Origin of the sequence: Algoriphagus sp. Y33, from assembly GCF_014838715.1 — a bacterium.
Classification (GTDB): Bacteria; Bacteroidota; Bacteroidia; order Cytophagales; family Cyclobacteriaceae; genus Algoriphagus.
In genome coordinates this window covers 2849372-2874538 of record NZ_CP061947.1, presented here as the reverse complement: position 1 = coordinate 2874538, position 25167 = coordinate 2849372, and the positions used below count along the sequence as shown (strand labels likewise).

At 42.9% G+C, this 25167-nt stretch carries 14 protein-coding genes; 11 read left to right on the top strand and 3 right to left on the bottom strand.

All coding sequences use genetic code 11. The features are described from left to right. The first annotated feature begins 108 nt into the window (after positions 1-108). Positions 109-2265 (top strand): TonB-dependent receptor, encoded by a 2157-nt coding sequence (locus tag ID165_RS11645; RefSeq protein WP_192350746.1) that lies wholly within the window; start codon positions 109-111, stop codon positions 2263-2265. Positions 2266-2506: 241 nt separating this feature from the next. Here ID165_RS11645 and ID165_RS11640 read toward each other — a convergent pair whose 3' ends face one another. Both ID165_RS11640 and ID165_RS11635 read right to left on the bottom strand, forming a co-directional pair. After that, positions 2507-3931, bottom strand: coding sequence for a PAS domain-containing sensor histidine kinase (locus ID165_RS11640; protein ID WP_225587097.1), 1425 nt, complete (start codon positions 3929-3931; stop codon positions 2507-2509). Further along, positions 3849-5237 carry a sigma-54 dependent transcriptional regulator gene (locus ID165_RS11635; RefSeq protein ID WP_192350744.1) on the bottom strand — a complete coding sequence of 463 codons (1389 nt, stop codon included), beginning with the start codon at positions 5235-5237 and terminating at the stop codon, positions 3849-3851. The genes ID165_RS11640 and ID165_RS11635 overlap by 83 nt, the downstream gene beginning before the upstream one ends. Positions 5238-5482: 245 nt before the next feature. Between ID165_RS11635 and ID165_RS11630 the strand changes: the two genes are divergently transcribed. The 7 genes from ID165_RS11630 to ID165_RS11600 all read left to right on the top strand — a co-directional run bounded on the left by ID165_RS11630 (position 5483) and on the right by ID165_RS11600 (position 17200). Then, positions 5483-6814, top strand: a complete 1332-nt coding sequence (locus ID165_RS11630) for an efflux RND transporter periplasmic adaptor subunit (protein ID WP_225587096.1) — start codon at positions 5483-5485, stop codon at positions 6812-6814. Positions 6815-7346: 532 nt separating this feature from the next. Continuing rightward, positions 7347-7655, top strand: coding sequence for a four helix bundle protein (locus ID165_RS11625; protein WP_225587095.1), 309 nt, complete (start codon positions 7347-7349; stop codon positions 7653-7655). 186 nt (positions 7656-7841) lie between these two features. Then, on the top strand, positions 7842-8537 hold the full coding sequence (locus tag ID165_RS11620) for an ABC transporter ATP-binding protein (RefSeq protein ID WP_192350742.1): 696 nt from the start codon (positions 7842-7844) through the stop codon (positions 8535-8537). Between the two features lie 328 nt (positions 8538-8865). Beyond that, on the top strand, positions 8866-11187 hold the full coding sequence (locus tag ID165_RS11615) for an ABC transporter permease (RefSeq protein ID WP_225587094.1): 2322 nt from the start codon (positions 8866-8868) through the stop codon (positions 11185-11187). A 348-nt stretch (positions 11188-11535) separates the two neighbouring features. Continuing rightward, positions 11536-13977, top strand: coding sequence for an ABC transporter permease (locus tag ID165_RS11610; protein WP_192350739.1), 2442 nt, complete (start codon positions 11536-11538; stop codon positions 13975-13977). Between the two features lie 71 nt (positions 13978-14048). Continuing rightward, a complete protein-coding gene (locus tag ID165_RS11605; RefSeq protein WP_192350738.1) occupies positions 14049-14675 on the top strand; it encodes an ABC transporter permease in 627 nt (208 codons plus the stop codon). Positions 14676-14773: 98 nt separating this feature from the next. Beyond that, positions 14774-17200 carry an ABC transporter permease gene (locus ID165_RS11600; protein WP_192350736.1) on the top strand — a complete coding sequence of 809 codons (2427 nt, stop codon included), beginning with the start codon at positions 14774-14776 and terminating at the stop codon, positions 17198-17200. Positions 17201-17536: 336 nt separating this feature from the next. On the opposite strand, the gene ID165_RS11595 is transcribed toward ID165_RS11600, so the two are convergent. Next, positions 17537-17962: a hypothetical protein gene (locus ID165_RS11595; protein WP_192350734.1), complete on the bottom strand. Its 426-nt coding sequence runs from the start codon at positions 17960-17962 to the stop codon at positions 17537-17539. Between the two features lie 473 nt (positions 17963-18435). Between ID165_RS11595 and ID165_RS11590 the strand changes: the two genes are divergently transcribed. From ID165_RS11590 to ID165_RS11580, 3 genes are all read left to right on the top strand, one after another. Next, complete coding sequence (locus tag ID165_RS11590; protein WP_192350732.1) at positions 18436-20799, top strand: ABC transporter permease; 2364 nt, start codon at positions 18436-18438, stop codon at positions 20797-20799. 213 nt (positions 20800-21012) lie between these two features. Further along, positions 21013-22227: an exo-beta-N-acetylmuramidase NamZ domain-containing protein gene (locus ID165_RS11585; protein ID WP_192350730.1), complete on the top strand. Its 1215-nt coding sequence runs from the start codon at positions 21013-21015 to the stop codon at positions 22225-22227. A 409-nt stretch (positions 22228-22636) separates the two neighbouring features. Further along, entirely contained in the window at positions 22637-24997 is a 2361-nt protein-coding gene (locus tag ID165_RS11580) for an ABC transporter permease (RefSeq protein WP_192350728.1), read from the top strand. Positions 24998-25167 lie beyond the last annotated feature (170 nt).

Sequence of the window (25167 nt, the reverse complement as noted above, 5' to 3'; positions counted from 1 at the left end):
AATCGGAATTATTTAGCAGGTGGGTCAGAAATCGGAAATAGTCACTCTTTATCGGGATTTTAATCCTACTACCCTTAAATTCGTAGCTGAAACTGTCCCAATCCTATTATGCCAATTATCAATACCCATACTCTGGCGAAGCTAGTTCTTGCCTGCGGATTAAGCATTGTGACTCAAATCTCTCTTGCACAGACGAACGACACCATTCCTGAGAGTCAGCTCGGTGAAGTCATCGTGACTGCCCAAAAAGAAAGTGAAAATCTGCAAAAAGTGCCTTTTAGTGTGTCTGCGCTTGATACCCGAAAGGTGGAGGAAATGAATCTGTGGCAGACAAAAGATCTTCGGGGATACATTCCCAATCTATACTCATCCAATCCGGGCGACAATAGAAATGTGATGTCTATTCGAGGTATTACGACCACTTCTTACGAGCCTGCAGTAGCGACCTATGTGGATGGCGTAAATCAATTTGGCTTGGATACATACTTCTTCCTACTCAATGACGTGGAGAGAATCGAAGTACTGCGTGGTCCGCAGGGAACGCTTTATGGAAGAAATGCGATGGGAGGTGTCATGAACATCATCACCAAACCGAAATCGGATAAACTTTCAGGCTTTGTCCGTACCGATATAGGGAACTATGGCTTTTCCAGAATAGCGGCGGGGGTGAAGACTATGGTGGTTCCGCACAAGGTGTATGTGGGAGTCTCAATTTTGTCGGACAAGCTGGACGGATATTACACCAATCTTTTCAACGACAGCGATTTTGACAAGCAAAGGAACACGTTGATAGCCGGAAATGTGAATTACCTTTTTGCCAAAAACTGGGAAGCAATTCTAAACTTCAAAAGCAATTCAGGACGAAATAATGGACCGTTCTCTTTGGCACCTAATGCAGATTCTGCGTTGGAGAATCCTTTTGAGGTCAACCAAAATGCTATTACGGAAATGGTAGACGACAGTCAAAATATTTCCCTGGTAATCAAAAATGAGGGTCCGAGTCTTAATTTCTCTTCTCAGACAGCTTATCAAAACAATTATCGCTACTACAAAACTCCAATCGATGGAGATTTCTCTCCGATTGACGGGGTTTCCATAGTAAATAATTATGGCAGGGACTGGAACACTGTTTCTGTCTGGACTCAGGAGTTTAGATTGGCCTCTTCAAATACCGGTCAGAAGCTGAATTGGCAAGTCGGGTTCTTTGGTTTCAACTCTGAGGCTCCGACCAGGCAGGGGATTTACTTTGGAGATGATGCTGCATTGGTTGGCTCTCCGATTTCCAACTTCACCACCATCAATACGAATGTGTCCACCGGATACGGATTCGCTTTTTTTGGACAGGCTAGCTATAGCTTGACTGATAGATTGAAACTTACCGGTGGTTTGCGTTCGGATTATGAGAAAAAGAAGCTGACTGTTTCTCAGGAGATGGATTTTGGACAGGGTGATCCTATGGTCACTCAGCCGGACACTACAGGTAATGTAAGTTATAATGCGATTTCTCCTAAAGTTGCCCTAGCTTATCAGCTGGCAACTACCAATGAGGTTTATGGTAGTTACAGCCGTGGTTTCAGGCCGGGAGGGTTGACGCAGATCGGTTCGGATCCAAGTAATCCACCTTTGTTTGCCTACGATCCTGAGTTTTCGAACAATTTTGAAATTGGAAGTAAGAACTACTTTTTCAACAGGAAAATAAGAGTAAACTTATCGGCATTTATAACAACTGTTTCAGATGTTCAGATACCGGGCTTGATCTTGCCGGATGCGATTGTGGTGACTACCAATGCCGGTGACCTGACAAGCACGGGAGTAGAATGGGAGGTAAGCACAATTCCTGCGAGGAATTTAAGCATTGACTGGAATTTCGGATATACACATGCGACTTTTGACAAGTTGATGCTTCCCGGAGAATCCGGTGAGGTAGATTACTCCGGCAACAGACAGATTTTTACTCCCGACGTGACTTCCATGGTAGCAGTGCAATGGACACCCCAGTTCTTTTACTCAAGTCAGCTGAAGTGGGTAGTGAGAGCGGAGTGGTTGTATTTTGGGGAGCAGTTTTTCAACTTGGAAAATACCATCAGACAAGATGCTTATGAGATTGCAAATACCAAGTTTGGAGTGATGACCGATACCATGGAGCTTTCTTTCTGGGCTAAGAATATATTTGATACCACTTACATCGATTATGCATACAATTTTGGCCCTGCGCATTTAGGCAATCCGGCGACTTTCGGCGTGACGGCGATGTATAAGTTTTGAGTGGTTCGGGAATACTGTTGTCCTGCTTCTCCGGAAGCTGGACTTGATGTAAAAAATGGGTTACTACATAGCCACATAGAAAAACATAGCAGCGCGATCTGATAATCGACGGTTCCCGTGCAATTTTCGCTTGATCTCTTTGTGACTTTATGGTAAGAAAAGCTGCATTAGTCCAAGTCTTCGGACTTGGACCAAATATTTCCATGATAAAATGTGAGTGAGACACTCACATTGGCTTCGACTACCTGAAGTTCATCGTGAAAATAGTTCGTTCATTTGGTATGGAAGTCACCTGAAGACTGCCGTTGTGGAGATTCATAATCTGCCTTGAGATCGCCAGTCCAATACCACTTCCGGTCTTCTTGGTAGAATAAAAAGGAACAAATATCCGCTCCAGAGCTTCGGGGATAATTCCCGGGCCGGCATCTTCCACCTGTATCATTAGCCCTAAATCTCCCTGACCTATAGCTGAAAGCCATATCGTACGGTCAGCTTGATTATGAAGGGATTCAGCGGCATTTTTCACCAAATTGATCAAGATCATCGTGATCTGGTCGGGATCACAGTGTATTTCCAAGTCACTGGGACGAACCTTCGTTTCTACTTTTACCTCAGCCACTTTTAAGTCCTCCTTCATCAGATGGAGTACATTCTCAAAGAGCTGCCTTACAGGCATGGTTACCTTTTTCGGTACAGGGATATTGGTGTAGTCACGGTAGGCATTCACAAAATTCACTAAGCCTTTACTGCGGTTGGCAATGGTATCCAACCCCTCCTGCATATCCATGAAGCCGTCTCTTTTGATCAGAAAACCTTCCTGCTGCACATAGCTGTCCTCATCCAAAATTGTCCGAAGTGATTCTACCAAACTGGAAATCGGGGTGATGGAATTCATGATTTCGTGGCGAAGTACCTTGGTCAGGTTCTGCCAGGCTTCGAGTTCATTGGACTGAAGCTCCGCATTGATGTTTTGCAGTGAAAGCAATGTCCAGCTATGCCCCCCCATTTTCAGTGAAGTGGATTGTATGATCAGGTGCAGGGAAGGATTGACCTTTTTCGAAATCCGCTGTCCAGGCTTCATTTCCATCACATCCGTCAGGAGCTTGGGAGACAGCTTTCCCAGATCAGTAATATCCCGAAATTGGGGAATCTGAAGTAAATGCTTAGCGGCATTATTGATCACCCCGATTTTCCCGGCATCATTGAAAGAAATGATTCCGGTATTGATGTGCTGAATAATCACCTGAAGGAAAAGCATCTGTTCTTCCTTTTCCGCACGGGTTTGCTTGAACACCTCCATCACTTCATTGAAAGATGAGTTAACCTCCCTGAAGGATTTGCCCATTTTACTGTCTGAAGTGAAGGAACTTGAGAAATCAGCATATCGGATGGAGTCCAGAAACCGTGCGAGTTTATGATTGATGGAATTGACATAGTAGATCATTTCACCGATCTGTATGAGTGCGATCAAACCCAAAATAGCGGGAGCCAACCAAAGTCCCTGACTATAATATAGCCAAAGTCCAAGGTAAATACATGCGATAATTCCGAATATCCGTAAACCAACTCCAAGTGAAAACCGCTTATAAACCATATTTTTCCAGTCTGCGGTAGAGTGAGGACCGTGTGAGGCCGAGTTCTTCAGCTGCCCGGGTGATATGGCCATTGTGTTTTTGCAGTGCCTTGCGGATTAGGATGCGTTCCACATCTTCTATATTCAGGTGCTCCAGGCTTACGGATTCATCCTGACGTTCCGGCTGGTTCATTTTCTGCAAAAAAAGATCTTCCGGCTGCAATACGTTATGGTTGGACATGATTACCGCCCGCTCTATACTGTGCTGTAGCTCACGGATATTGCCGGGCCAGTGATATTTAGTCATACGTTTCACGAGCGGGTCGGAGGCTTTGCGTATGTCTTTGTTGTATTTTTTGGTGTAAAAAGCAATGAAATAATCTGCCAAAAGAGGAATGTCCTCCACGCGCTCCCTTAACGGAGGAAGCTGAATCTCAATGGTGTTGATACGGTAAAGTAAATCCTGACGAAACCCACTTTCATAGACCATACTATGAATAGGCATATTGGTTGCAGAAATAAGGCGGATATTTACATCCACTGGCCGGTTTGCACCAACCCGTGTCACTTGGCGGTTTTGAAGAACGGCCAAAAGCTTGGATTGAAGTGCCATAGGAAGATTTCCTATTTCATCCAAGAAAAGTGTTCCTTTATGCGCCTGCTCAAATCTGCCTGCACGATCTTCCTTGGCATCGGTAAATGATCCTTTTTTATGGCCGAATAGCTCTGATTCAAAAAGCGTCTGTGTGATAGAACCCAAATCAACTCCTACAAATGCCTCTTTATTTCTGCGGGAATGTCTGTGAATTGCCCGTGCTATTAATTCTTTTCCCGTACCGTTTTCTCCTAAAATCAGGACATTGGCATCCGTGACGGCCACTCGTTCTATAGTCTCAAAAACCTTCTGCATTGACTCACTTTGGCCGATGATGTCTTTGAACTTATTGTCAATATCCTGCTGCATGGTTTGCTTTTGATCTTTCAGCAGATCCACTTCCATCTTCTTTTTGCGAAGCTGCAAGGCAGAATTCAATGTTGCTAGCAGACGCTCATTTTCCCAAGGCTTTAAGACAAAATCAGTAGCTCCTTCCTTAATGGCTTTTACTGCAAGATTCACATCCCCATAAGCAGTGATCAAGACCACCACTGCGGAAGGGTCAAGTTCAAGGATACGGTCAAGCCAATAGAATCCTTCCTGTCCTGAACTCACATCTTTGGTGAAGTTCATGTCCAGCAGGATCACATCGTACGACTCATTATGTGTGAGAATGGGAAGTAGGTCTGGATTGGTCTCAGTGTCCACTTGGGAAAAGTGCCGCTTCAGGAAAATTTTTGCTGCCTTTAAGAGGTCTTCATTGTCATCTACAATCAGGATTTTGCCTGTTCGTTGCTCGCTCATAGTAAAAAGGAATTAAAAAAGCACGGAAACCTTTCCTGCTTGCACTGTGCTCCTGTTCCAAAAGCATACCGAAAAGCAAGACGATATAAATTTACCGTAAAACGTTTGATTTCGGACACTATGGGCATGTTTTGAGAGGATAGAGCGGAAATATAAGTTAGGTAAAAAATAGTCGACTTTGAAATATTTTGTTCGCTTGCGGACGAAAATGTTCGAGAGTCTTAAGTGCACTTTTTCCTAAATCGATGAAACAAGCCTGTGAAGGCGATTTTTTGCATGGCATACCATTTGGCATAGTGGGGGCAGCCCGAAAATGGCATTTACACACAATGGATAGAAAAATAGCTAAGAAAACCTGGACCCCAAAAAGAATCGCCTGGATAGTAGGCGGAGTGGCTATAGTCGCAGGAATTGTTTACCAAATCGCCTATGCGGATCACAGGTCTACAATGAATGTGGAGAAAGATCGCTTGAGCATCGCGACAGTTTCGAAAGGTGAGTTTACCGATTATATATTGGTTTCGGGACAGATCGAACCTGCGCAAACTTTTTTCCTCGATGCGGTGGAAGGGGGAATGGTCTCGCAGATAGTACGTGAATCCGGAGCACTGGTAGAGGTAGGAGATACGATTTTGATTATGGCCAATTCCAACTTGCAGCTGGATGTGATGCAGCGGGAGACCATGCTGTATGAGCAGATCAACAATCTGCGTCAGACCCGTCTTTTTCTGGACCAAAATGACCTGAGCCAGCAAGGACAACTGGCGGAAATAGATTATCAAATCAGTCTGCTTGAGCCACAGTACAAGAGATTCAAAGAGTTGCACGAAAAGAAGCTAGTCTCAGACAGAGAATATGAGGAAGTGGCTGAGCAGTATGATTACAATCTGAAGAGAAAGGAATTGACTTATAAGTCTTATAAGAGTGATTCCATCGCCAGATCTTATCAGCTTGCGCAGCTTCGACAATCTGAAAACAGAATGAATGCTTCATTGGAAGGAGTAGGACAGATACTGGATGGTCTCGTCATTAAAGCTCCCATTGCAGGCCAGTTGGCTATGGAGCAAATCGAAGTGGGGCAGGCGATTAATTCAGGTGCACGCTATGGACAGATTGATGTGCTGGATGAATTCAAAGTGCGTGTGCCAATAGATGAGCTGTACCTGCCTAGAATAGGTCAAGGTCTGCAGGGTAAGTTTACGCTAAGTGGTGTGGATCATGAGCTGGAAATAACCAAGATATATCCTACGATTGCCAACGGTCGATTTGAAGTGGATATGAGATTTACCGGTGAAAGCCCACAGGGAATCAGAAGAGGACAGAGTGTGAGAATCAGATTGCAACTTAGTGATAGTGAGCAGAGCTTGCTTTTGCCGACGGGCGGGTTCTTTAAGGATACAGGAGGAAACTGGGTGTTTGTGATCAACTCTTCCGGAAATGCTGAAAAGAGAAATATCAGGCTTGGAAACAAAAACCCTGAATTCTATGAAGTACTGGAAGGCTTGGTGGAAGGTGAGAAAGTAATCATCAGCGGCTACGAGAATTTCGGGAAGAATGAGGTGCTGGAACTTAGATAGATGGGAGACCTAAGAGAAATGACTTGTTTATAGGCGGAAAATAGTGGGAGTTCGTCATTGCGAGTGAGGAACGAGCGAAGCAATCTCTTTATTTTACTTAACAGATTGCTTCGGGGCAGAAATGTACTATTGATTTGGTAATAGAATAAACCCCTCGCAATGACGTGTTAAGCTTTCATCGCATCAGTGGCTACGAGGATTTCGGGAAGAATGAGGTGCTGGAGCTTAGATAGACGGGAGACCTAAGAGAAATGACTTGTTTATAGGCGGAAAATAGTGGGAGTTCGTCATTGCGAGTGAGGAACGAGCGAAGCAATCTCTTTATTTTACTTAACAGATTGCTTCGGGGCAGAAATGTACTATTGATTTGGTAATAGAATAAACCCCTCGCAATGACGTGTTAAGCTTTCATCGCATCAGTGGCTACGAGAATTTCGGGAAGAATGAGGTGCTGGAACTTAGATAGACGGGAGACCGAAGAAGCAGCGTAGTATTTGAGAGCCCTAGTATTAGTGATTTAACATGATAAAATATGAGCTTTAAGTTTGAAAAGTTGATCATTTGGCAAAAGGCGATGGATTTAGCAGAGGAAATTCATGATTTATCAAAGAAGTTTCCAAAAGAAGAAATCTATAATTTGACAAGTCAAATTCAAAGAGCTGCGGACTCTATTGCTTTGAATATTGCCGAAGGTTCGATTGGTCAGACTAATCCGGAGCAAGCTAGGTTTATTGGCTATTCCTTAAGGTCTTTAGCTGAGGTCGTAACTTGCTTACACAAAGCAAAAAGTACATTGAAGATTCAGAGTTTGAGAAACTCTATTCTGAATGTTTCAATCTGATGAATATGATAATAGGATTTAAAAAAGCTATTAAATAAGCTGGAAGACCGAAGATAGGAGACCGAAGTGGAGGTTCCAATCACTTCTGTCTCCCGTCTCCAGTCTTAAAAACATAAAATCTATCAATAAAAGGTGGAGGTACCAATTACTTCGGTCTTCGGTCTCCCGTCTTCAAACTTAACTCACATGAACGTAATCAAAACAGTCAATCTCCGAAAAATGTACGCTACCGAGGAGGTAGAAACAACAGCTTTGGACAGTATCCAAATTGAAATCAAAAAAGGCGAATTCGTGGCCATCATGGGGCCTTCAGGCTGTGGTAAATCCACTTTACTGAATATCATTGGTCTTCTGGATAATCCGGACGGAGGAGAATATTACTTTCTGGACAACGAAGTAGCTAAGTTCTCCGAGAGACAGCGTTCCTCACTCAGAAAGGGAAATATTGGCTTTGTATTCCAAAGCTTTAACCTGATTGATGAGCTGACCGTGTTTGAAAATGTGGAGCTTCCGCTTCTTTACCTGAAAGTCCCTTCTGACGAGCGAAAGAAAAAAGTGGAAGAAGTGCTTACCCGCATGAATATCATGCACCGGAGAAACCACTTTCCCCAGCAGCTATCCGGTGGTCAGCAGCAGCGTGTGGCCATCGCCAGAGCAATCGTGGCCAAGCCTTCCGTGATCCTTGCAGATGAGCCTACAGGTAACTTGGATTCTACCAATGGGGAAGAGGTAATGCGCCTTCTGGAAGAACTCAATAACGAAGGAACCACCATCGTAATGGTAACCCACTCTCCCCATGATGCGAACTATGCACACCGGATCATCAATCTGTTTGATGGTAAAGTGGTGACAGAGAATATCAGGGAGCAGTTTCATGTGTAGCTATTGAAAAATTGGAAGATTCTAAAATTGGAAAATTGGTCTACATAACCTTCGCCTTGCGGATCATATCCAGAACGATTTCTTCCCCTCGGTCTGTGTCCTCACAGACCGAAATAAAAGTGGTCTGTGCAGACACAGACCACGGCGAAGGACCGAAAACCGAAGTGAGCTCCGTCACTGCGAGGTACGAAGCAGTCTATCTTGATTTACAGATTGCTTCGCTCGTTCCTCACTCGCAATGACGAATAAATCGAATCTTCCAATTTTCTAATCTTAAAATCAAAAATCCGTGCTCCGTCATCAGCTTACCCTCGCCTTTCGCAGCTTTATGAAGTTCAAAAAGATCTTCGTGATCAACCTGTTTGGATTGGCCATAGGTCTTACCACAGTGATTCTAATTCTACTGTGGGTGAAGGATGAGTTGAATATAGGCCGGTATCATAAGAAGATAGATCGAATCTATACTGTGATGACCAATCACGATAATAGCGGGGGGATCGTAACTTGGTCAATAACGCCTGGAGAGATGGCTGAGGCAATGAAAGCAGAATTCCCCCAGATAGAATTATCTGCGGGTACCTCTCCGTTTATTGAAGGAGTTGCTTTTGAAAATGGTGATACCAAGATGTCAGGTGCGGGTTTGTTTGTGGACCAAAGTTATTTTGATGTTTTTTCGGTCGATTTTGTAGAGGGAAATCCTAGCCGGATTATGGCAGGGATCAATAATCTGGCGATTTCGGAGACTATGGCTACCAAGCTCTTTGGTTCACCAAAAGAGGCAATTGGTAAATCGGTGAAATGGCAGGTTTATGATTTTCAGAATGAGGTGGAAGTGACGGGGGTTTTCAAGGATCTAGGGTCTATGGATTTGGATAAGCATGATTACTTCTTGTCCTTTTCCTATTTCAAGCAGATGCTGGGAGATGGAGTACACTGGGGCAATTTCAATGCTTCGACTTATTTGCTGCTTCGCCGGGACACAGATGTGGAAGCTTTCAATGAGCAGATTGACGGCTTTATCAAAGCCAAGGATAAGGGGAGCAATGTGTCTGCTTTTGTTCAACCCTATGGAGATACCTATTTGTATGGGACATATGAAGATGGGAAAGTGGCAGGTGGAAGGATCAGTTATGTCAAGCTGTTTTCAGCCATTGCAATCTTTATTCTGATCATCGCCTGCATCAATTTCATGAACCTGACCACAGCCAGATCGATGAGTCGGGTAAAGGAAATTGGGGTCAAAAAATCCATGGGAGCAAGCCGTGGAGGTCTATTCAGCCAGTTTATGGTCGAATCACTGGTGCTCACTTTTTTGGCACTGCTATTGGCAATTGTATTTGTTTATATTTTACAACCTTTTTTCAATCAGGTCACCTCCAAGACACTAAGTTTGGCCTTCCAGCCTGAACTGATCTTGATTTTACTGTCAATAGGTATTGTGACAGGCATCTTGGCGGGTATTTACCCTGCTGCTTACTTATCTAAGTTTAAGCCCGTGGACGTGATGAAATCATCCGTGAAGGGAAGTTTTGGTGAGATGCTCGCAAGAAAAGGACTGGTTGTTTTCCAATTTTCAATTTCTCTTTTGTTGATCATTGGGATCTTAGTGATCGGCAAGCAGATGTCCTTTATCCAAAACCAAAACCTCGGCTACGACCAGAGTCATCTCCTTCAGATCAACGCCTCTGGGGTTCTTCCCAACGTGCTGGATTCATTTTTGGCGGAGCTGAAAAATAGTCCAGGGGTAGAAGATGCATCCAGTTTGAGTCATCCATTAGTAGGATTGCGAAGCTCTACCATCGGGCTTACCTGGGAAGGGAAAAATCCCGATGAACAGGTGAAATTCGAAAACATAACAGTCAATATGGGCTTGGTGGAGACGATGGGACTGGAATTGGTCGATGGAAGAGCTTTTTCACCTGACTTTGGAGAAGAAAATTCTAAGATAATTTTAAATGAGGCAGCAGTTCGTACAATCGGATTTGATGATCCGGTCGGTAAAATCGTCAACCTATGGGGAGAGGACAAAGAGGTGATCGGTGTGCTAAAGGATTTCAATTTTGAGTCGCTGAAAGAGAATGTCAAACCTGCATTCCTGAAGTATGATCCGGGTTTTGCCGAAAAGATTATGGTAAGAATTAACTCTGAAAATCAGCAGGAAACCATTGCAGGAATTGATGGGCTTTTCGTGAAGCAAACTGCTCAGCCGATGGATTTCTCATTTATGGATGCTGACTATCAATCACTCTATGTTTCTGAGCAGCGGGTTTCCAAGCTCGCAAAATACTTCGGGGTGATGGCGATTTTCTTAAGCTGCCTTGGACTAGTTGGGTTGGCTGCATTCACTGCTGAAAAGCGTAAGAAGGAAATCGGTGTCCGAAAAGTCATGGGTGCTTCTACCTTGGGAATATTGAGATTGGTATCCAAGGATTTCGTGCAGCTTGTTTTACTTTCGATTGTGATAGCTGTGCCGTTGGCCTGGTATTTAGCAGACAATTGGCTAAAAACCTATGCGTATCAGACCAATCTCAGCTGGTGGATTTTTGCAGGATCGGGAATCTTGCTGGTATTCATTGCTGTAGTTACGGTGGGAGTGCAGGCCTATAAAGCCGCTTCGGATAATCCTGTAAATTCACTGAAAAGCGAGTAGGGATTCGTCGTTGCGAACGACGAAGGAGTGTGGCAATCTCAATGAGATTGAGCATGGTGTACGTTGCACATACCGAAATATTATTGGTCTATGGAGTCACACACCACGTCGGGATCCCGTCATTGCCAGATCTTATACTAAAGCTATCCTCGTTGAAATAGATACAAGATCGAAGCAATCTTATCCTTTGATAAACCAGAGATTGCTTCGGACTTGAAGGATAGTAGTAGAAGAGTGCTTAGTAAAAGTACTTGCAATTACGACTTCAAACTGACTTTGGCAATGGGGCGACTGTAAATCAAAATAGGGTTGAGTTTCCATTCAATCTCGTAAATCGTAAATGAAACCATGCTTAAAAACTACATTAAAATCGCACTTAGGAATCTTGCTAAGCATAAATTTTACTCGTTTATCAACATCCTCGGATTATCGGTGGGTGTAGCGGTTTGCTTGGTAATTTCACTTTTTGTCATCAATGAGCTGAGCTATGATACCCATTTCAAAGATGCAGATAGAATCTATAGGGTCAAGGGCGATATAATTTTCGGTGGAAACCATTGGAAGATGATTGAGGCTCCGGCTCCAATGGCAGCTGCTTTGGTAGATGATTTCCCAGAGGTAGAAGCTTCGGTTCATTTTAGAGCAAGAGGTTCTTATCTAGTGAAGCGGGAGGAGGAAAATATCAAGGAGCATACGGTCATCTGGGCAAGTAGGGACTTTTTTAAGGTGTTTGATATACCAATGCTGGCAGGAAATTCTGAACGTGCGTTGACCGAGCCGAATACCATGGCGATCAGTGAAAGTGCTGCCAAGAAATACTTTCCCAATGATGATGCGTTGGGTAAATCGCTGATTTTGGACAACAAGATGAATTTTACGATCACGGGTGTATATCAGGATATACCTGAAAATTCTCACTTCCATTTTGATTTTTTGCTGTCTACGGAAGGCTTAGATGAGGCAAAGCGAGGTGTTTGGCTAAGCAATAATTTTCCTACTTATTTTAAGCTGAGAGAAAATGCTAAACCGGAAGCGCTGGTAGCTAAATTTCCATCTCTGGTCAAAACCCACATAGAGCCGGAAATAAGCAGGATTTTTGGGGAAGGATCTAGCCTTGAAACTTTTTTAAATGATGGAGGTAAAATTGAGTATGATGTACAATCCTTAACTGATATTCATTTAAAAAGTGATTTGCAGGGGGAATTTGAGCCTAATTTCAATATCACCTATATCTATCTTTTTGCCGCCGTGGCACTGTTTATTTTGGTGATTGCCTGCATTAATTTTATGAATTTGTCCACAGCCAGATCTGCAAATCGGGCGAAAGAAGTGGGGATCAGAAAAGTGATGGGCTCGTTCAGATCGCATTTGATCCGCCAGTTTTTGATGGAGTCCATTTTGTTAAGCTTCATATCCTTTTTAATTGCTTTGCCTTTGGTTTCTATATTGTTGCCGTTTTTCAACGATTTGGCAGGAAGAGAACTTACCGTTCCATTTTCTCAGACTGCATTTTACGGAATATTGCTGGCAGGAGCTATCGGGACCGGTTTGTTGGCAGGTGTCTACCCCGCATTTTTTCTTTCAGGTTTCAAGCCTATCAGCATCCTAAAGGGAAAAGTATCCATGGGTATGAAAAGCGGAATGATCCGTAGTTCTCTGGTCGTGTTCCAGTTTGCCGTTTCCATTATTTTGATTATTGCTACGATTACCGTTTCCAATCAATTGAATTATATTCAAAATAAAAAAATAGGATTCAATAAGGATCAGATCATCACCATTGATGACATCTATGCGCTGGGTGATCAGGCTGGGACATTTAAAAGAGAAGTGCTGGCAAACAGTATCATGGAAAGCGGGACTATTAGCGGTTTCTTGCCTGTTTCAGGTACTTGGCGCAGTGATAATCCCTGGTGGGCAGAAGGAAAAGATCCTAAGCAAACGGAGAATTTGGTTTCCATACAAAATTGGGAAGTAGACTACGATTACATCAGTACGCTCGGAATGAAAGTAGTGGAAGGAAGGGATTTTTCTATGCAGTATCCTTCGGATTCCAATGCGGTAATTTTGAACGAAACAGCTGTCAGGAATTTCAATTTTGAGGGAGATCCAGTCGGTCAAAAGATATTCGAAATGTCAGATGCTGAAGAACTGGAATTGGAGGAAAAGACAGTGGTAGGTGTGGTGGAAAATTTCCATTTCGAATCCCTAAAAGAGAATATAGGTCCGGTTATGATCTTTCTGAGTGATAGGCCGAGAGGAATCGCTTCTTTTAGGTTTCATTCAAGTGATACTGAGCAGGTGATCACTTTCATCGAATCCAAGTGGAACGAACTTGCTCCCGGTCAGCCCTTCACGTATTCATTTCTCGATGACCGCTTCGGAACTATGTATGCAGCTGAGACGAGGTTGGGTAAAATCTTCGCTATTTTCGCTGCTTTCGCCATAGTCATTGCATGCTTGGGGTTGTTCGCTTTGACAGCCTTCACGGCAGAGCAGCGTACCAAAGAAATAGGTATCAGAAAGGTGCTTGGTTCCAGCGTACGAAGTATTGTATTTATGCTTTCCAAAGAATTTACCAAGTTAGTGATCATCGCTTTCCTGATCGCCTCGCCGATTGCTTGGTGGGCCATGAATTTGTGGCTGGAAGACTATCGGTTCAAAATCCAGTTGGATTGGCAGATCTTTCTGTCTGCAGGTGTGTTTGCAACAGTAATCGCCTTGCTTACGATAAGTTATCAATCCATCAAAGCGGCTACTTCCAATCCGGTTAATTCACTGAAAAGTGAGTAAAGTATCAAGATAATAGAATCAAGAGATAAGAGACAAAAACCAAGAAGTTTGCGTGGTTTCGCAAAAAGAAAATGCTTAAAACCTATCTAAAAATTGCATTGAGAGGCTTTGCAAAGCATAGACTCACCTTTTTTATCAATCTATCTGGATTGTCTCTGGGTCTATGGGCGGCGAATTTGATCGGTCTTTGGGTAGATTCTGAACTCAATGTCAGTAGGGAATTTGCGGACGTAGACCGGATTTATAGAATAAAGGAGCAACAGCGGCATGGAGCTGGTATATTCACTACCGGCTCTACACAGGGGGTATGGGCGGAGAATATAAATGAGAATCCTTCTGAGATAGAATATGCCTCAACATATATCTGGATTCAGAAACAGCTTTTCATCCAGGAGGACCGGCGAATTAAACTGTCTGGAATTTATGCCATGCCGGATTTACTGCAGATTCTTCAGTATGACGTGGTAGAAGGTGATCGCAACCGCATGCTGACAGAAAACAACCATTTGGTTTTGATTGAGAAAGCAGCAACTTCACTTTTTGGAAGAACTGATGTACTCGGTGAAGGAGTAGAGATTCCAAAGGGGACTGATTTGGAGAATTATATCATTCAGGGCGTACAACGCGATTTGCCTGCTTCCTCATCTTTACAGTTCGATTATATTCTGCCTTATGGAGTTTTTAAGTATCAGGTCTAAATAATGAGGTCTATGGAGACACAGACCACGGCGGAGGTTTTTCTTGAAGAAAATGACAATGAGGTAGTGTTTAGTTACATTTTAAAGTTCCCTTCAGTATGTATAGAAATTATCTGAAAATCGCATTAAGGAATCTCCGGAAAAATAAGGTTTACTCAGTTATAAATGTACTTGGGCTTACACTTGGTTTTATGTGTTGCATATTGATCATGCTTCACGTGAAAGATGAACTTTCTTATGATAAGTTTATTCCGGGTCATGAAAACATATATCGTGTAGCATTAGAGCGGATTTATCCCGATCATACCAACTTCTATGCGGTCATCCCTGATAGCTTCTCGGAGGTTTTTGCGGAAGAAATCAAAGGAGTGGAAGAATCTACCCGTGTATTTGGATTGGGAAATTCCATAGTGATTGAGGTAGGGGATCAAAAGTTTGATGAGAAATTTGGGGCAGCTGCTGATTCTAACTTTTTTCGGATATTTGATTTTGAAATTCTTCTTGGGGCACCACAGGATGAAGCTTTGGCCAAGCCAAACACAGTTGTACTGACCCAGACCGCTGCCCAACGACTATACAAATCAGAAAACCCGATAGGTAAATCTTTTGAAATTTTTGGGTTGGATTTTGAAGTTTCGGCAGTGATGGTGAATGTGCCGGACAATTCCCACTTAAAGTTTGATTTCCTTTTTTCGTCCATTTCTTTTCCGGGATTGGATCAGGAAAATTTTACCGGGTTTTCTTCCTATACTTATTTGAAACTTACCCCGGAAGTCAATTCTTCGGAGGTGGAAAGCCAGATTCCAGACTTGGTTTCCAAGTATGCAGCAGGTCAAATAGAACGGGAATTGGGTGTCTCTTTTGCGGATTACACCGCTGCAGGAAATGGCTATCGATATTTCCTACAACCTATAACTACTGTTCATCTGCATTCAGATTTTGAATCGGAGATGCGGGTAAACGGCAATTACCTATACGTCTATATTTTTATTTCCATCGCGGTTTTTATTCTCATTTTGGCCTGTATTAATTTCATAAACCTGGCAACGGCTCGATCAGCAGATCGGGCTCGGGAAGTAGGGGTTAGAAAAGCAATGGGATCAGATCGAAGCCAAATCATTACACAATTTTTGCTTGAAGCTCTTGTTTTGACTTTTATTTCTCTGGCTTTTGGCATTGTACTTGTAAATTTGGCTTTGCCGCTTTTCAATGATCTTGCGGAAAAATCCCTGAAAATTGATTTTGAATCCATTCTGATTTTTCTTCCAATTCTTTTGGGATTTGGAGCTATCGTTGGACTGTTGGCTGGATATTATCCCGCCTTTCATATTTCGAAACTCAGTACGATCAGTATTCTGAAAGGAAAGTTGGAAATGTCAGGAAAGGGGAATTGGCTTCGAAATGGACTGGTTGTTTTTCAATTTTCAATTGCCATCATGCTGATTTCCGGTACTTTAGTCATTAATAGTCAGCTCAACTTTATCCAATCCACCAGCTTGGGTTTTCAAAAAGAAAATGTACTTGTGTTGGATCGATTTGGAATCCAGAAAACAAGCGAAGTTCTCAAAAAAGAGATAGAAAAACTGCCCGGAGTGCAATCTGTGAGTGTATCCAGTAGCGTACCTGGAAGAGGCAGTGTGGGAGTTCAATTTGTCAAACCCGGAGGGGGAGACGTGTTAACAGCAAAAAGTTTTGCCGGGGATGATTATTTTTTCCAAACCTTTGGAATTCAACCTTTGGAGGGGAGGGTTTTTGATGAGAATTTCAATGATTCACTTTCCCTGATTCTAAACACTGAAGCAGTAAAGATATTTTTTGGTGGAAAAAGTCCCATAGGGCAAAGACTTAGGACCAGTACAGATATCAATGGTCAAAGACAAGAGGTCGAGTTCTCTGTTGTTGGAGTGGTGGCTGATTTCAATTTTGAATCACTCCATTCCCGGGTTACTCCGTTGGCCATGTTTCACGTTGATAATCCCCGGAGTAATCCAAATTTTCTTTCTGTCAAATTCAATTCAGACCAACAGGTAGAGGTGGTTAACGGTTTGGAATCCAAATGGACCCAACTTTCGGACGGAAGTCCGATCACCTATTTTTTTCTGGACAGTGATTTGGCTCACCTTTATCAAAGAGAACGCGTTTCGGGTCAGATTTTAGTTGTATTTTCCATTTTGGCAATCCTAATAGCCTGCATTGGCCTCTTTGGTTTGGCTGCCTATACTGCTTTTCTCCGAACCAAAGAGATCGGCGTACGCAAAGTCTTGGGAGCCTCAGTGGGAAGTATTGTGCTTTTACTTTCTGTCAATTTCGCCAAGTTAGTTGCTGTCGCTTTTGCCATAGCTGTGCCCATCGCTTGGTTTGCGATGGATAGTTGGCTTGCAAGCTTTGCTTTCAGAATTGAGCTGGGGATCTTTGTATTCTTGATTGCTGGAATTTTGACTTTGGCAATCGCTCTACTGACTGTTAGTTATCAAGCAATAGCTGCTGCAATCGTAAATCCGGTAAAGAGTTTGAAAAGCGAGTAAGATAAAAAAGCATTACAAGAGAAGAAGGAATTTGGTAGCACTGCTTGACCAGAAATTTTAAAATGGAATAGAAGAAACAGAATTGACATTAGTGTGGCAGGTCGTCTTTTTCACTGGAGTTATTTTTTGAAGAGTTGGAATAGGTATCGTCCGTCCCTACGGGACTTTGCCGGATCATATTTCCATTAACTAATCCAGCGATTGAAATGGCTGGTAAGAATATGAATCGTCCTGATGGGACTGGTAAGAAAATAATCCTCTTACCCATTTTAGATCACAATCATCTTCCTTGGCTAAAGGATTATTATTTGGAGGAAGGGACTATTTGACGGTTTTTTAAGTTTTAGACTTTGATTTTTTCTTCTTTACCTTCTTGAAATGAATTACGGAACCGTCAGGTAGGATGATCATTTTGGTTCCCCGTTTTTTAATGATAATGGGTTGGTATGCTGAATTAGGCTTTGCAACCACTTGCTGGGAATTATCCGGTGAGAATAGAATGGAATGGGTTCCGTTTGGATTTACAATGATTTTAGAGTTTCCCTCACCCATAATCGGAGAGTGAGTGCCGTCGGGATTTACTATGATTTTGTTGGTTCCCGAACCCATGATGACAGAGTGGGTTCCATTGGGATTAACTATAATTTTGCTGTCACCATGACCAAGAACCACCGAATGAGTACCATCCGGATTCACTATCACTGCCTGAGCATACAGTCCAGAACTCAACATCGCGAAAAAAAGTAACACTAAAACCTTCATAGTAGTTTTACTGGACAGCTGAAGAAAGGTTCAGGAAATTTTCCCTATCCACGGTCTGTTTCTCACAGACCGGAATAAACCGGTAAGTGTTTTTACAGACCGAAATAATGCTAGTCAGGTAGAAATACTGAATGATATTAGGTACGCAGAATATAGTTGGGGCGTGGTTTGGACAGTGGTCTGTGGGTCATAGACCACGGAGGGGGACGATGGTTGGGGGAATGGTTTGTGCGAAACAAACAAAGGTTGTGATTTCGTTTTGTTCACTCTGAGCGTCCACGGAAATAATCGGGTTTCGTCCGAAATCGTGCAAAATCCATCAAATGCGGACAAGCAGCATTCTCGATAAAACCCCTTGGTTATGGATAGGTGGCTTTTTTGATGGATTGGCATTAGCTATGCAACTGTTCAGGGTCAATAAGCATCTCTATAGATAAAACACGTACTAGTTTTTCACCCTATTTCGCTCAGATATGATAAAGAACTACTTTAAAATTGCCTTTAGAGGTTTTGCCAAGCACAAACTCACTTTTTTTATCAATCTATTTGGCCTGTCATTGGGGCTTTGGGCAGCTATATTGATCGGACTTTGGGTTAATTCAGAATTGAAGGTAAACCGTGATTTTAAGGAGTTGGATCAAATCTATCGGGTGATGGAGCATCAGAGCTATGGGATGGATATTTTCACCACCACTTCCACGCCTGGGGTTTTGGCAGAAAGTATGAAAGAGACACTTTCCGAAGTGGAATTGGCCTCGACCTATACTTGGTCGCAGACGCAACTTTTCATTCAAAAAGATAAAAGGATCAAGTTGGACGGTCTATATGCCATGCCTGACTTACTTCAGATTTATCAGTATGAGGTGGTGCAAGGTAACCTAGATCGAATGCTTACTGAAAACAACCATGTGGTGTTGACTGAAAAGGGGGCGATTTCCTTATTTGGAATAACCGATGTAGTAGGTGAGGGAGTGGAAATCAGGCAAGGAACGGATTCAAAAAACTTTATAGTTCAGGGAGTTTTGAAGGATCTGCCGGAAAGCTCTTCCTTACAGTTTGATTATTTATTACCCTATGCCCTGTTTTTTCAAGAAAACGATTGGCTGGCAGATTGGGGGAATAATGGTCCAAACACCATCATAAAACTGAGAAAGGGTACTGATCCTGAGGTGTTTTCAGCAAGTATAGAAAATTACATCGCGGAGAGAAATGAGGAATCCAATGTTCGGCTCTTTACATATCCTTTGGCGGACCTCTATCTCCATGGTCAATGGAAAGATGGTCTCTTGGTAGAAGGGCGCATCAAAAACGTAAAGCTTTTTGCGATGATTGGGCTGTTCGTATTGATTATCGCCTGCATCAATTTTATGAACCTCAGCACGGCCAAATCCCAAAAAAGAGCCAAGGAAGTTGGGGTGCGAAAAGTAGCAGGAGCTGATAAGAGTTCGCTGGTGATGCAGTTTATGTCTGAGTCCTTATTGATCACACTTTTTTCTGGAATTATAGCACTACTGTTGGTTCAGGTGACCTTGCCTTTATTCAATAATTTGACTGGGAAGATCATGTCTGTTCCTTATGGTTCGTTGTTTTTCTGGGTGCAATTATTCGGTATTATTTTGTTTACAGGCATCGTAGCGGGCAGCTATCCGGCTTTTTACCTTTCTGCTACCAAAGTTGTGACTGTTTTCCGATCCTTCACCAAATCCGGAAAAGGGGTTGTACTAGCCAGAAAAGGCTTGGTGTTATTTCAGTTTATCTTGGCAACCATCCTGATCGTTTCTACTTTGGTTGTCTATCAGCAAATCAATTTTGTGATGGACCAGGACCTGGGCTATTCCAAGGATCAGTTGATTCAGATTCCTTTGGAAGGAAAGCTTTTGGAGAATTTTGATGTATTTAAAACGGAGCTTGAGAAAAACGAAAACATAGAAGCTGTGAGTCGTTCCTCCTTTGGTTTTCTGGGCAGAAACTCAAATACGGGCGGGGTACAATGGGAGGGGAAAGACCCGGAAAACTCGGCGCTTTTTGAGATTATCCGGGTGGATTATGACTTTTTAAAAACAGCCGGTTTGCAACTGGTCAAGGGTAGGGATTTTGATTTGGCCCACGGGGCGGATTCAGTTTCAGGTGCGATTCTAAATCAGACTGCCATGGATTTGATGAATCAGGATCATGAAGGGAGCGAATTTTTTAGAATGTGGGGAGATGAACGATCCATAACCGGCGTGGTGAAGGATTTTCATTTTGAAAGTTTTCGTCAGAATGTTGCTCCTGCAATTTTTCTCTTAGACCCTGCAAATACCTGGCAGGGGTATGTAAAAGTCAATACAGCAAATATTCAGGAAACGATTACCTACTTGGAAAATGTTGCCACCAACCTTAATCCAGAATTCCCATTTGAGTACAGTTTTATGGATGAGAATTATGCCCGACTGTATCAGGAAGATGTGCGATTGAGGGATTTGGCTCAATACTTCAGTATCCTGACCATCTTGATTTCCTGTTTGGGATTGTTGGGACTTTCGGCACATATCGCAGAACAAAAGACCAAGGAAATCGGAATTCGCAAGGTGCTAGGAGCTTCCACCTTTGCCATCCTGCAAGTGATCAACAAGGAATTTATACTGATTGTGTCCATCTCAATTTTGGTAGGATCGGGTATAGCTTTTTGGCTGATGCAGGATTGGCTTTCGGGGTATCAATTCAAGATTAATTTTGAGTGGTGGTTTATTCCCCTTGCTGCGGTGACTATTCTTGGCGTTGCATTCTTGACAGTAACCCTCCAATCTCTCAAAGCCGCCAACTCCAATCCCGTGAAGGCGATCAAGAGCGAGTAGGGGATTGCGGATTTGAGACATTTGATTTCGGATTTTATGACCGCGGCATTGCGGGGAGCCCTCTCTGTGGAGTCACAGACCACGGTGATATTTTGGAAACCGTCATCGGTATCCGAGGAACGGGGAGTGGCAATCCCGTCGCTAGTGTTTTGGATTGCTTCGTCCCTCTCAATGACGTATTTTTGCAAGACTTAAGTTTTAATTTCCAGACCCATGAAATACATTTCACTTTTTGCGCTGAGCATACTCCTTTGCTTTTGTACCACACAACTTCCGGCAAATCAAACTGAAGAACCCCAGCAAGAAATCAAAACGGGTGCTGAGCAAACTGAATTGTACCTGCCATTATTGGAAGGTAAAAGGGTAGCGGTGCTAGCCAATCAGACTTCCATCATCGGCAAAACCCATCTGGTGGATAGTTTGCAGAATCTGGGAATCAACATTGTGAAAGTTTTTGGTCCGGAGCATGGTTTCCGTGGAGATGCCAGTGCAGGTGCCAAGGTAAGTGATGCTATGGATGAGCAAACAGGCATTCCAATCATATCGCTTTATGGCAGAAAGAATAAGCCGAGTACCGAAGATTTGGCGGATGTGGATATTCTGATCTATGATCTGCAGGATGTGGGCGTTCGATTTTATACGAATATAAATGCGTTGGTTCGATTGATGGAAGCCTGTGAGGAGAACAGCAAGCAACTGTTGATTTTGGATCGACCAAATCCCAATGGGTACCTGATCGATGGGCCTGTACTGGATATGAAGTATAAATCCGGTATTGGAATGTTTCCGATTCCCATGGCTCATGGGCTTACCGTAGGTGAATTTGCAATGATGGCAAACGGGGAAGGTTGGTTAGCCAATAAAGTAAAGGCTGACATCCAAGTGATTCCAGTGGCAAATTATGCGCATGATATGCCCTACGAGTTGCCGGTAAGTCCATCCCCAAATTTGAATACCCCACAGTCTGTATTGCTCTACCCAAGTCTGTGTATGTTTGAAGGTACTTACATCAACCTTGGACGGGGTACTTATTTTCCATTTACAGTTTTGGGAAGTCCTGCTTACAAAGACATTTATGACTTCAGCTTTATTCCAGTGGGCATCAAAGGCATGGCTGAGACACCCTTATTTATGGATCAGGTTTGCTATGGAATTGACTTGCGGGAGTACGATACAGAGCTACTAAGAAAAAGCGGACAGATCAATTTTGACTGGATACGCGAACTCTATAAAGCCAGTCCTGAGAAGGAGAAGTTTTTTGACTCCAAGCTGAGTAATCAGATGAATACGATTGAAATGCAGATCGGTAGAGGGGATTTCAGGCAGCAGATTATTGACGATGTTCCTATGGAAACCATTAGGGCGGGTTGGGAGCCTGAGCTTACCGCATATAAGGAAATGAGGCTGAAGTATTTGCTTTATCCATAAGATGGTTTGACCGCAAGCGGACAAAAACGTTCGGTAGATAACTTGAGATTTTTGATTTTTTAGCCCTAACGTGCTGTTATAGTTATTTTTGACTGGCACAGAAGTGGAATTGAATAGGTCGTCATTGCGAACGACGGAGGAGTGCGGCAATCTGTTTTTCTTAAGAAGAGATTGCTTCAGGGAAAGATGACTGGAGTGAAATTATGTATAATGATGCCCTTCGCAATGACGGGTTAGTTACGTCATTGCGAGTGAGGCACGAACGAAGCAATCTGTTTTGTGGAATCACGATCAGATTACTTCAGGGCAAGATTTCTAAGGTGGAATTAAGTAGTATGATGCCCTCACAATGACGATTAAACCAAATCTTCCAATTTTTCAATTTATAAAATCTTTCAATAGCTAAGAAATGTGGAAAAACTACCTGAAAATCGCCTGGAGAAATATCACTAGAAGTAAGGGATATGCATTTATCAATATTGCCGGACTGGGAATCGGTATGGCTGCCTCGATATTGATCCTTATTTGGGTACAATTCGAGCTATCTGTAGACCGCTTTCACGAGAATTCTGACCGAGTCTATGCAAACTGGAGAAATGCTGAAATGCAGGGTGAGTTATTCACTTGGGATTATACGCCTGCGCCCTATGCACCTGCTATTATGGAGCAATTTCCCGAAGTGGAAGAGGTAGCGAGAATAACGGAATGGGATGAGCAGCTTTTTACGGTTGGAGATAATAGCTTTTATGAGGAATCCACCTTTACCGATCCCGGTTTTTTTAAGATGTTCAGTTTTGAAGCATTGGAGGGGGATCCGGTAGCTGCATTGACAGAACCCGGAAATATTGTTTTGACAGCCTCTGTGGCCAGAAAGCTATTTGGGGATTCTCCCGCAATGGGTAAATCTGTCACTGTGGAAAAGCAAATGGATTTTGAAGTAAAAGCTGTTATCAAAGATTTGCCTAAGAATACCGATTTTCCATTTGCTGCATTTTTGCCTTTCAAGAAACTGGAAACATTGGGTTGGGCGGATGACTACTGGGGTAACAATTCTTACCGCACATTCACGATGCTAAATGAAGGGACTGACCTCGGGGGATTTAATAAGAAGTTTTCTGATTTTACAGCTAAAAATTCAGAAATGGATGAGGTTTCCGATTTCCTCTTTCCGATTCGGGATCTTCATCTGTATTCTAAGTTTGAAAATGGTAAGTCTGTTGGTGGTAAGATAGAGATGATCCGGATGTTTGGAATTATTTCCATTATCGTTTTGCTTATCGCTGCCATCAATTTCGTTAATCTGAGCACTGCTCAAAGCGACAGGAGATCTAAAGAGGTTGGAATTAGAAAGATATCAGGGGCAGGCAAAGGAATGTTGGTTGGGCAGTTTTTGGCTGAATCTATTTTGATTGCACTTACAGCGTATTTGATTGCCATTGTTATTGTTTCCCTCTCTTTCCCTTGGTTTAAAGATTTGGTTGGCCAGGAATTGGAGAATCCATTTACCCAGCCCTTTTTCTGGGGAATTTCTGTGGTTTATGTCTTTGTGACAGGAATACTGGCTGGAAGCTATCCTGCATTTTTACTGAGTGCCTATAAGCCTACAGTGGTTTTCAAGTCTAAAATGAATTCGACAAGAAGTTTTGGATTGAAGCCCCGGGAAGTTTTGGTTGTGTTTCAATTTGCCGTGGTGGTGACCTTGATTTCAAGTGTGTGGATTGTGCAGGATCAGATGACATTTGTCCAAAATAGAGACTTGGGGATAGTTAAGGAAAACCTGATTTTTCATGCGGTAACTAAAAACATGAGGGAGAATAAGATTGCGCTCCGCAATGAATTGTTGTCATTGCCTGAAGTGGCAGAAGTAAGTTATACATTTTCTCCATTGACCAATATCCACTCGGATACAGATGGTATGGAATGGCAGGGAAAAGATCCGGAATACAGACCAATGATTAGCAGAATGGGAACTGATGCAAACTTGGTGAAAACAGCCGGGATGGAGTTGATCGCAGGTAGGGATATCGATGTTTATACCTATGCGGCTGATAGTTTATCGGCAATAGTCAATGAAAAGGCCGTTCAAGTCATGGGGCTTGAAAACCCAATCGGTCAGGTGATTAAAGACGACTCTTATGAGTTTACTATAGTGGGAGTGGTAAAAGATTTTATCATGGAATCGCCCTTTGATGACGTGATCCCGATTATGGTGATGGGGCCAAAGCGAAACTTGAACTTCATCCATATTCGATTTGCAGCGGGAGGAAGCTATAGGAATTCTTTGGCTAGTGTAGAGGCTGTTTTTGATAAATTCAATCCCGATTCACCTTTTGAGTATAAGTTTGTGGATCAGGAACATGCCCGGAAATTCAGTTCTCAGGAGCGCACGGCCAAGCTCACTTCGCTCTTCACCGGTTTGGCAGTGATGATATCCTGTATGGGGCTTTTTGGCTTGGCTACTTTCATTGCAGAGCGAAGGAAAAAAGAGGTTTCGGTACGCAAAGTAATGGGAGCTTCTGTGAGCAGCGTGGTGGGTTTGATCTCTTCAGAATTCACCAAGTTGGTCTTTGCCTCTGTGATTATTGGCATCCCGGCAACTTGGTATTTTATGAGTGACTGGCTGGAGACATTTGCCTATAGAACCAGCATAGACTGGACTGTATTCTTATGGACCGGTGGGTTAACGCTCTTGATAGCGCTGTTGACCGTGAGTTCTCAGGCGATCAAAGCGGCATTGGTGAATCCAGCGGAGACATTGAAGAGTGAGTGAGAGGATTGTGGATTTAGGTCATTGGTAACAACAGAGGAGTAAAGCAATCTGCTAGTGATTCTTAAATAGATTGCTTTTCTCGTTCCTCGCTACCAATGACGAATTAAACGAATGATGAATGTCGAATAATGAACGCTGAATGTTGAAGTACTAGAATTAAAAACAACCTA

Coding starts and splice junctions, on each gene's coding strand:
- ID165_RS11590 (WP_192350732.1), top strand. CDS start 18,436: ATGATAAAGAACTACTTTAAAATTGCCTTTAGAGGTTTTGCCAAGCAC.
- ID165_RS11585 (WP_192350730.1), top strand. CDS start 21,013: ATGAAATACATTTCACTTTTTGCGCTGAGCATACTCCTTTGCTTTTGT.
- ID165_RS11640 (WP_225587097.1), bottom strand. CDS start 3,931: ATGGCCATATCACCCGGGCAGCTGAAGAACTCGGCCTCACACGGTCCT.
- ID165_RS11645 (WP_192350746.1), top strand. CDS start 109: ATGCCAATTATCAATACCCATACTCTGGCGAAGCTAGTTCTTGCCTGC.
- ID165_RS11620 (WP_192350742.1), top strand. CDS start 7,842: ATGAACGTAATCAAAACAGTCAATCTCCGAAAAATGTACGCTACCGAG.
- ID165_RS11610 (WP_192350739.1), top strand. CDS start 11,536: ATGCTTAAAAACTACATTAAAATCGCACTTAGGAATCTTGCTAAGCAT.
- ID165_RS11635 (WP_192350744.1), bottom strand. CDS start 5,237: ATGAGCGAGCAACGAACAGGCAAAATCCTGATTGTAGATGACAATGAA.
- ID165_RS11630 (WP_225587096.1), top strand. CDS start 5,483: ATGAAACAAGCCTGTGAAGGCGATTTTTTGCATGGCATACCATTTGGC.
- ID165_RS11600 (WP_192350736.1), top strand. CDS start 14,774: ATGTATAGAAATTATCTGAAAATCGCATTAAGGAATCTCCGGAAAAAT.
- ID165_RS11595 (WP_192350734.1), bottom strand. CDS start 17,962: ATGAAGGTTTTAGTGTTACTTTTTTTCGCGATGTTGAGTTCTGGACTG.
- ID165_RS11615 (WP_225587094.1), top strand. CDS start 8,866: ATGAAGTTCAAAAAGATCTTCGTGATCAACCTGTTTGGATTGGCCATA.
- ID165_RS11605 (WP_192350738.1), top strand. CDS start 14,049: ATGCTTAAAACCTATCTAAAAATTGCATTGAGAGGCTTTGCAAAGCAT.
- ID165_RS11625 (WP_225587095.1), top strand. CDS start 7,347: ATGAGCTTTAAGTTTGAAAAGTTGATCATTTGGCAAAAGGCGATGGAT.
- ID165_RS11580 (WP_192350728.1), top strand. CDS start 22,637: ATGTGGAAAAACTACCTGAAAATCGCCTGGAGAAATATCACTAGAAGT.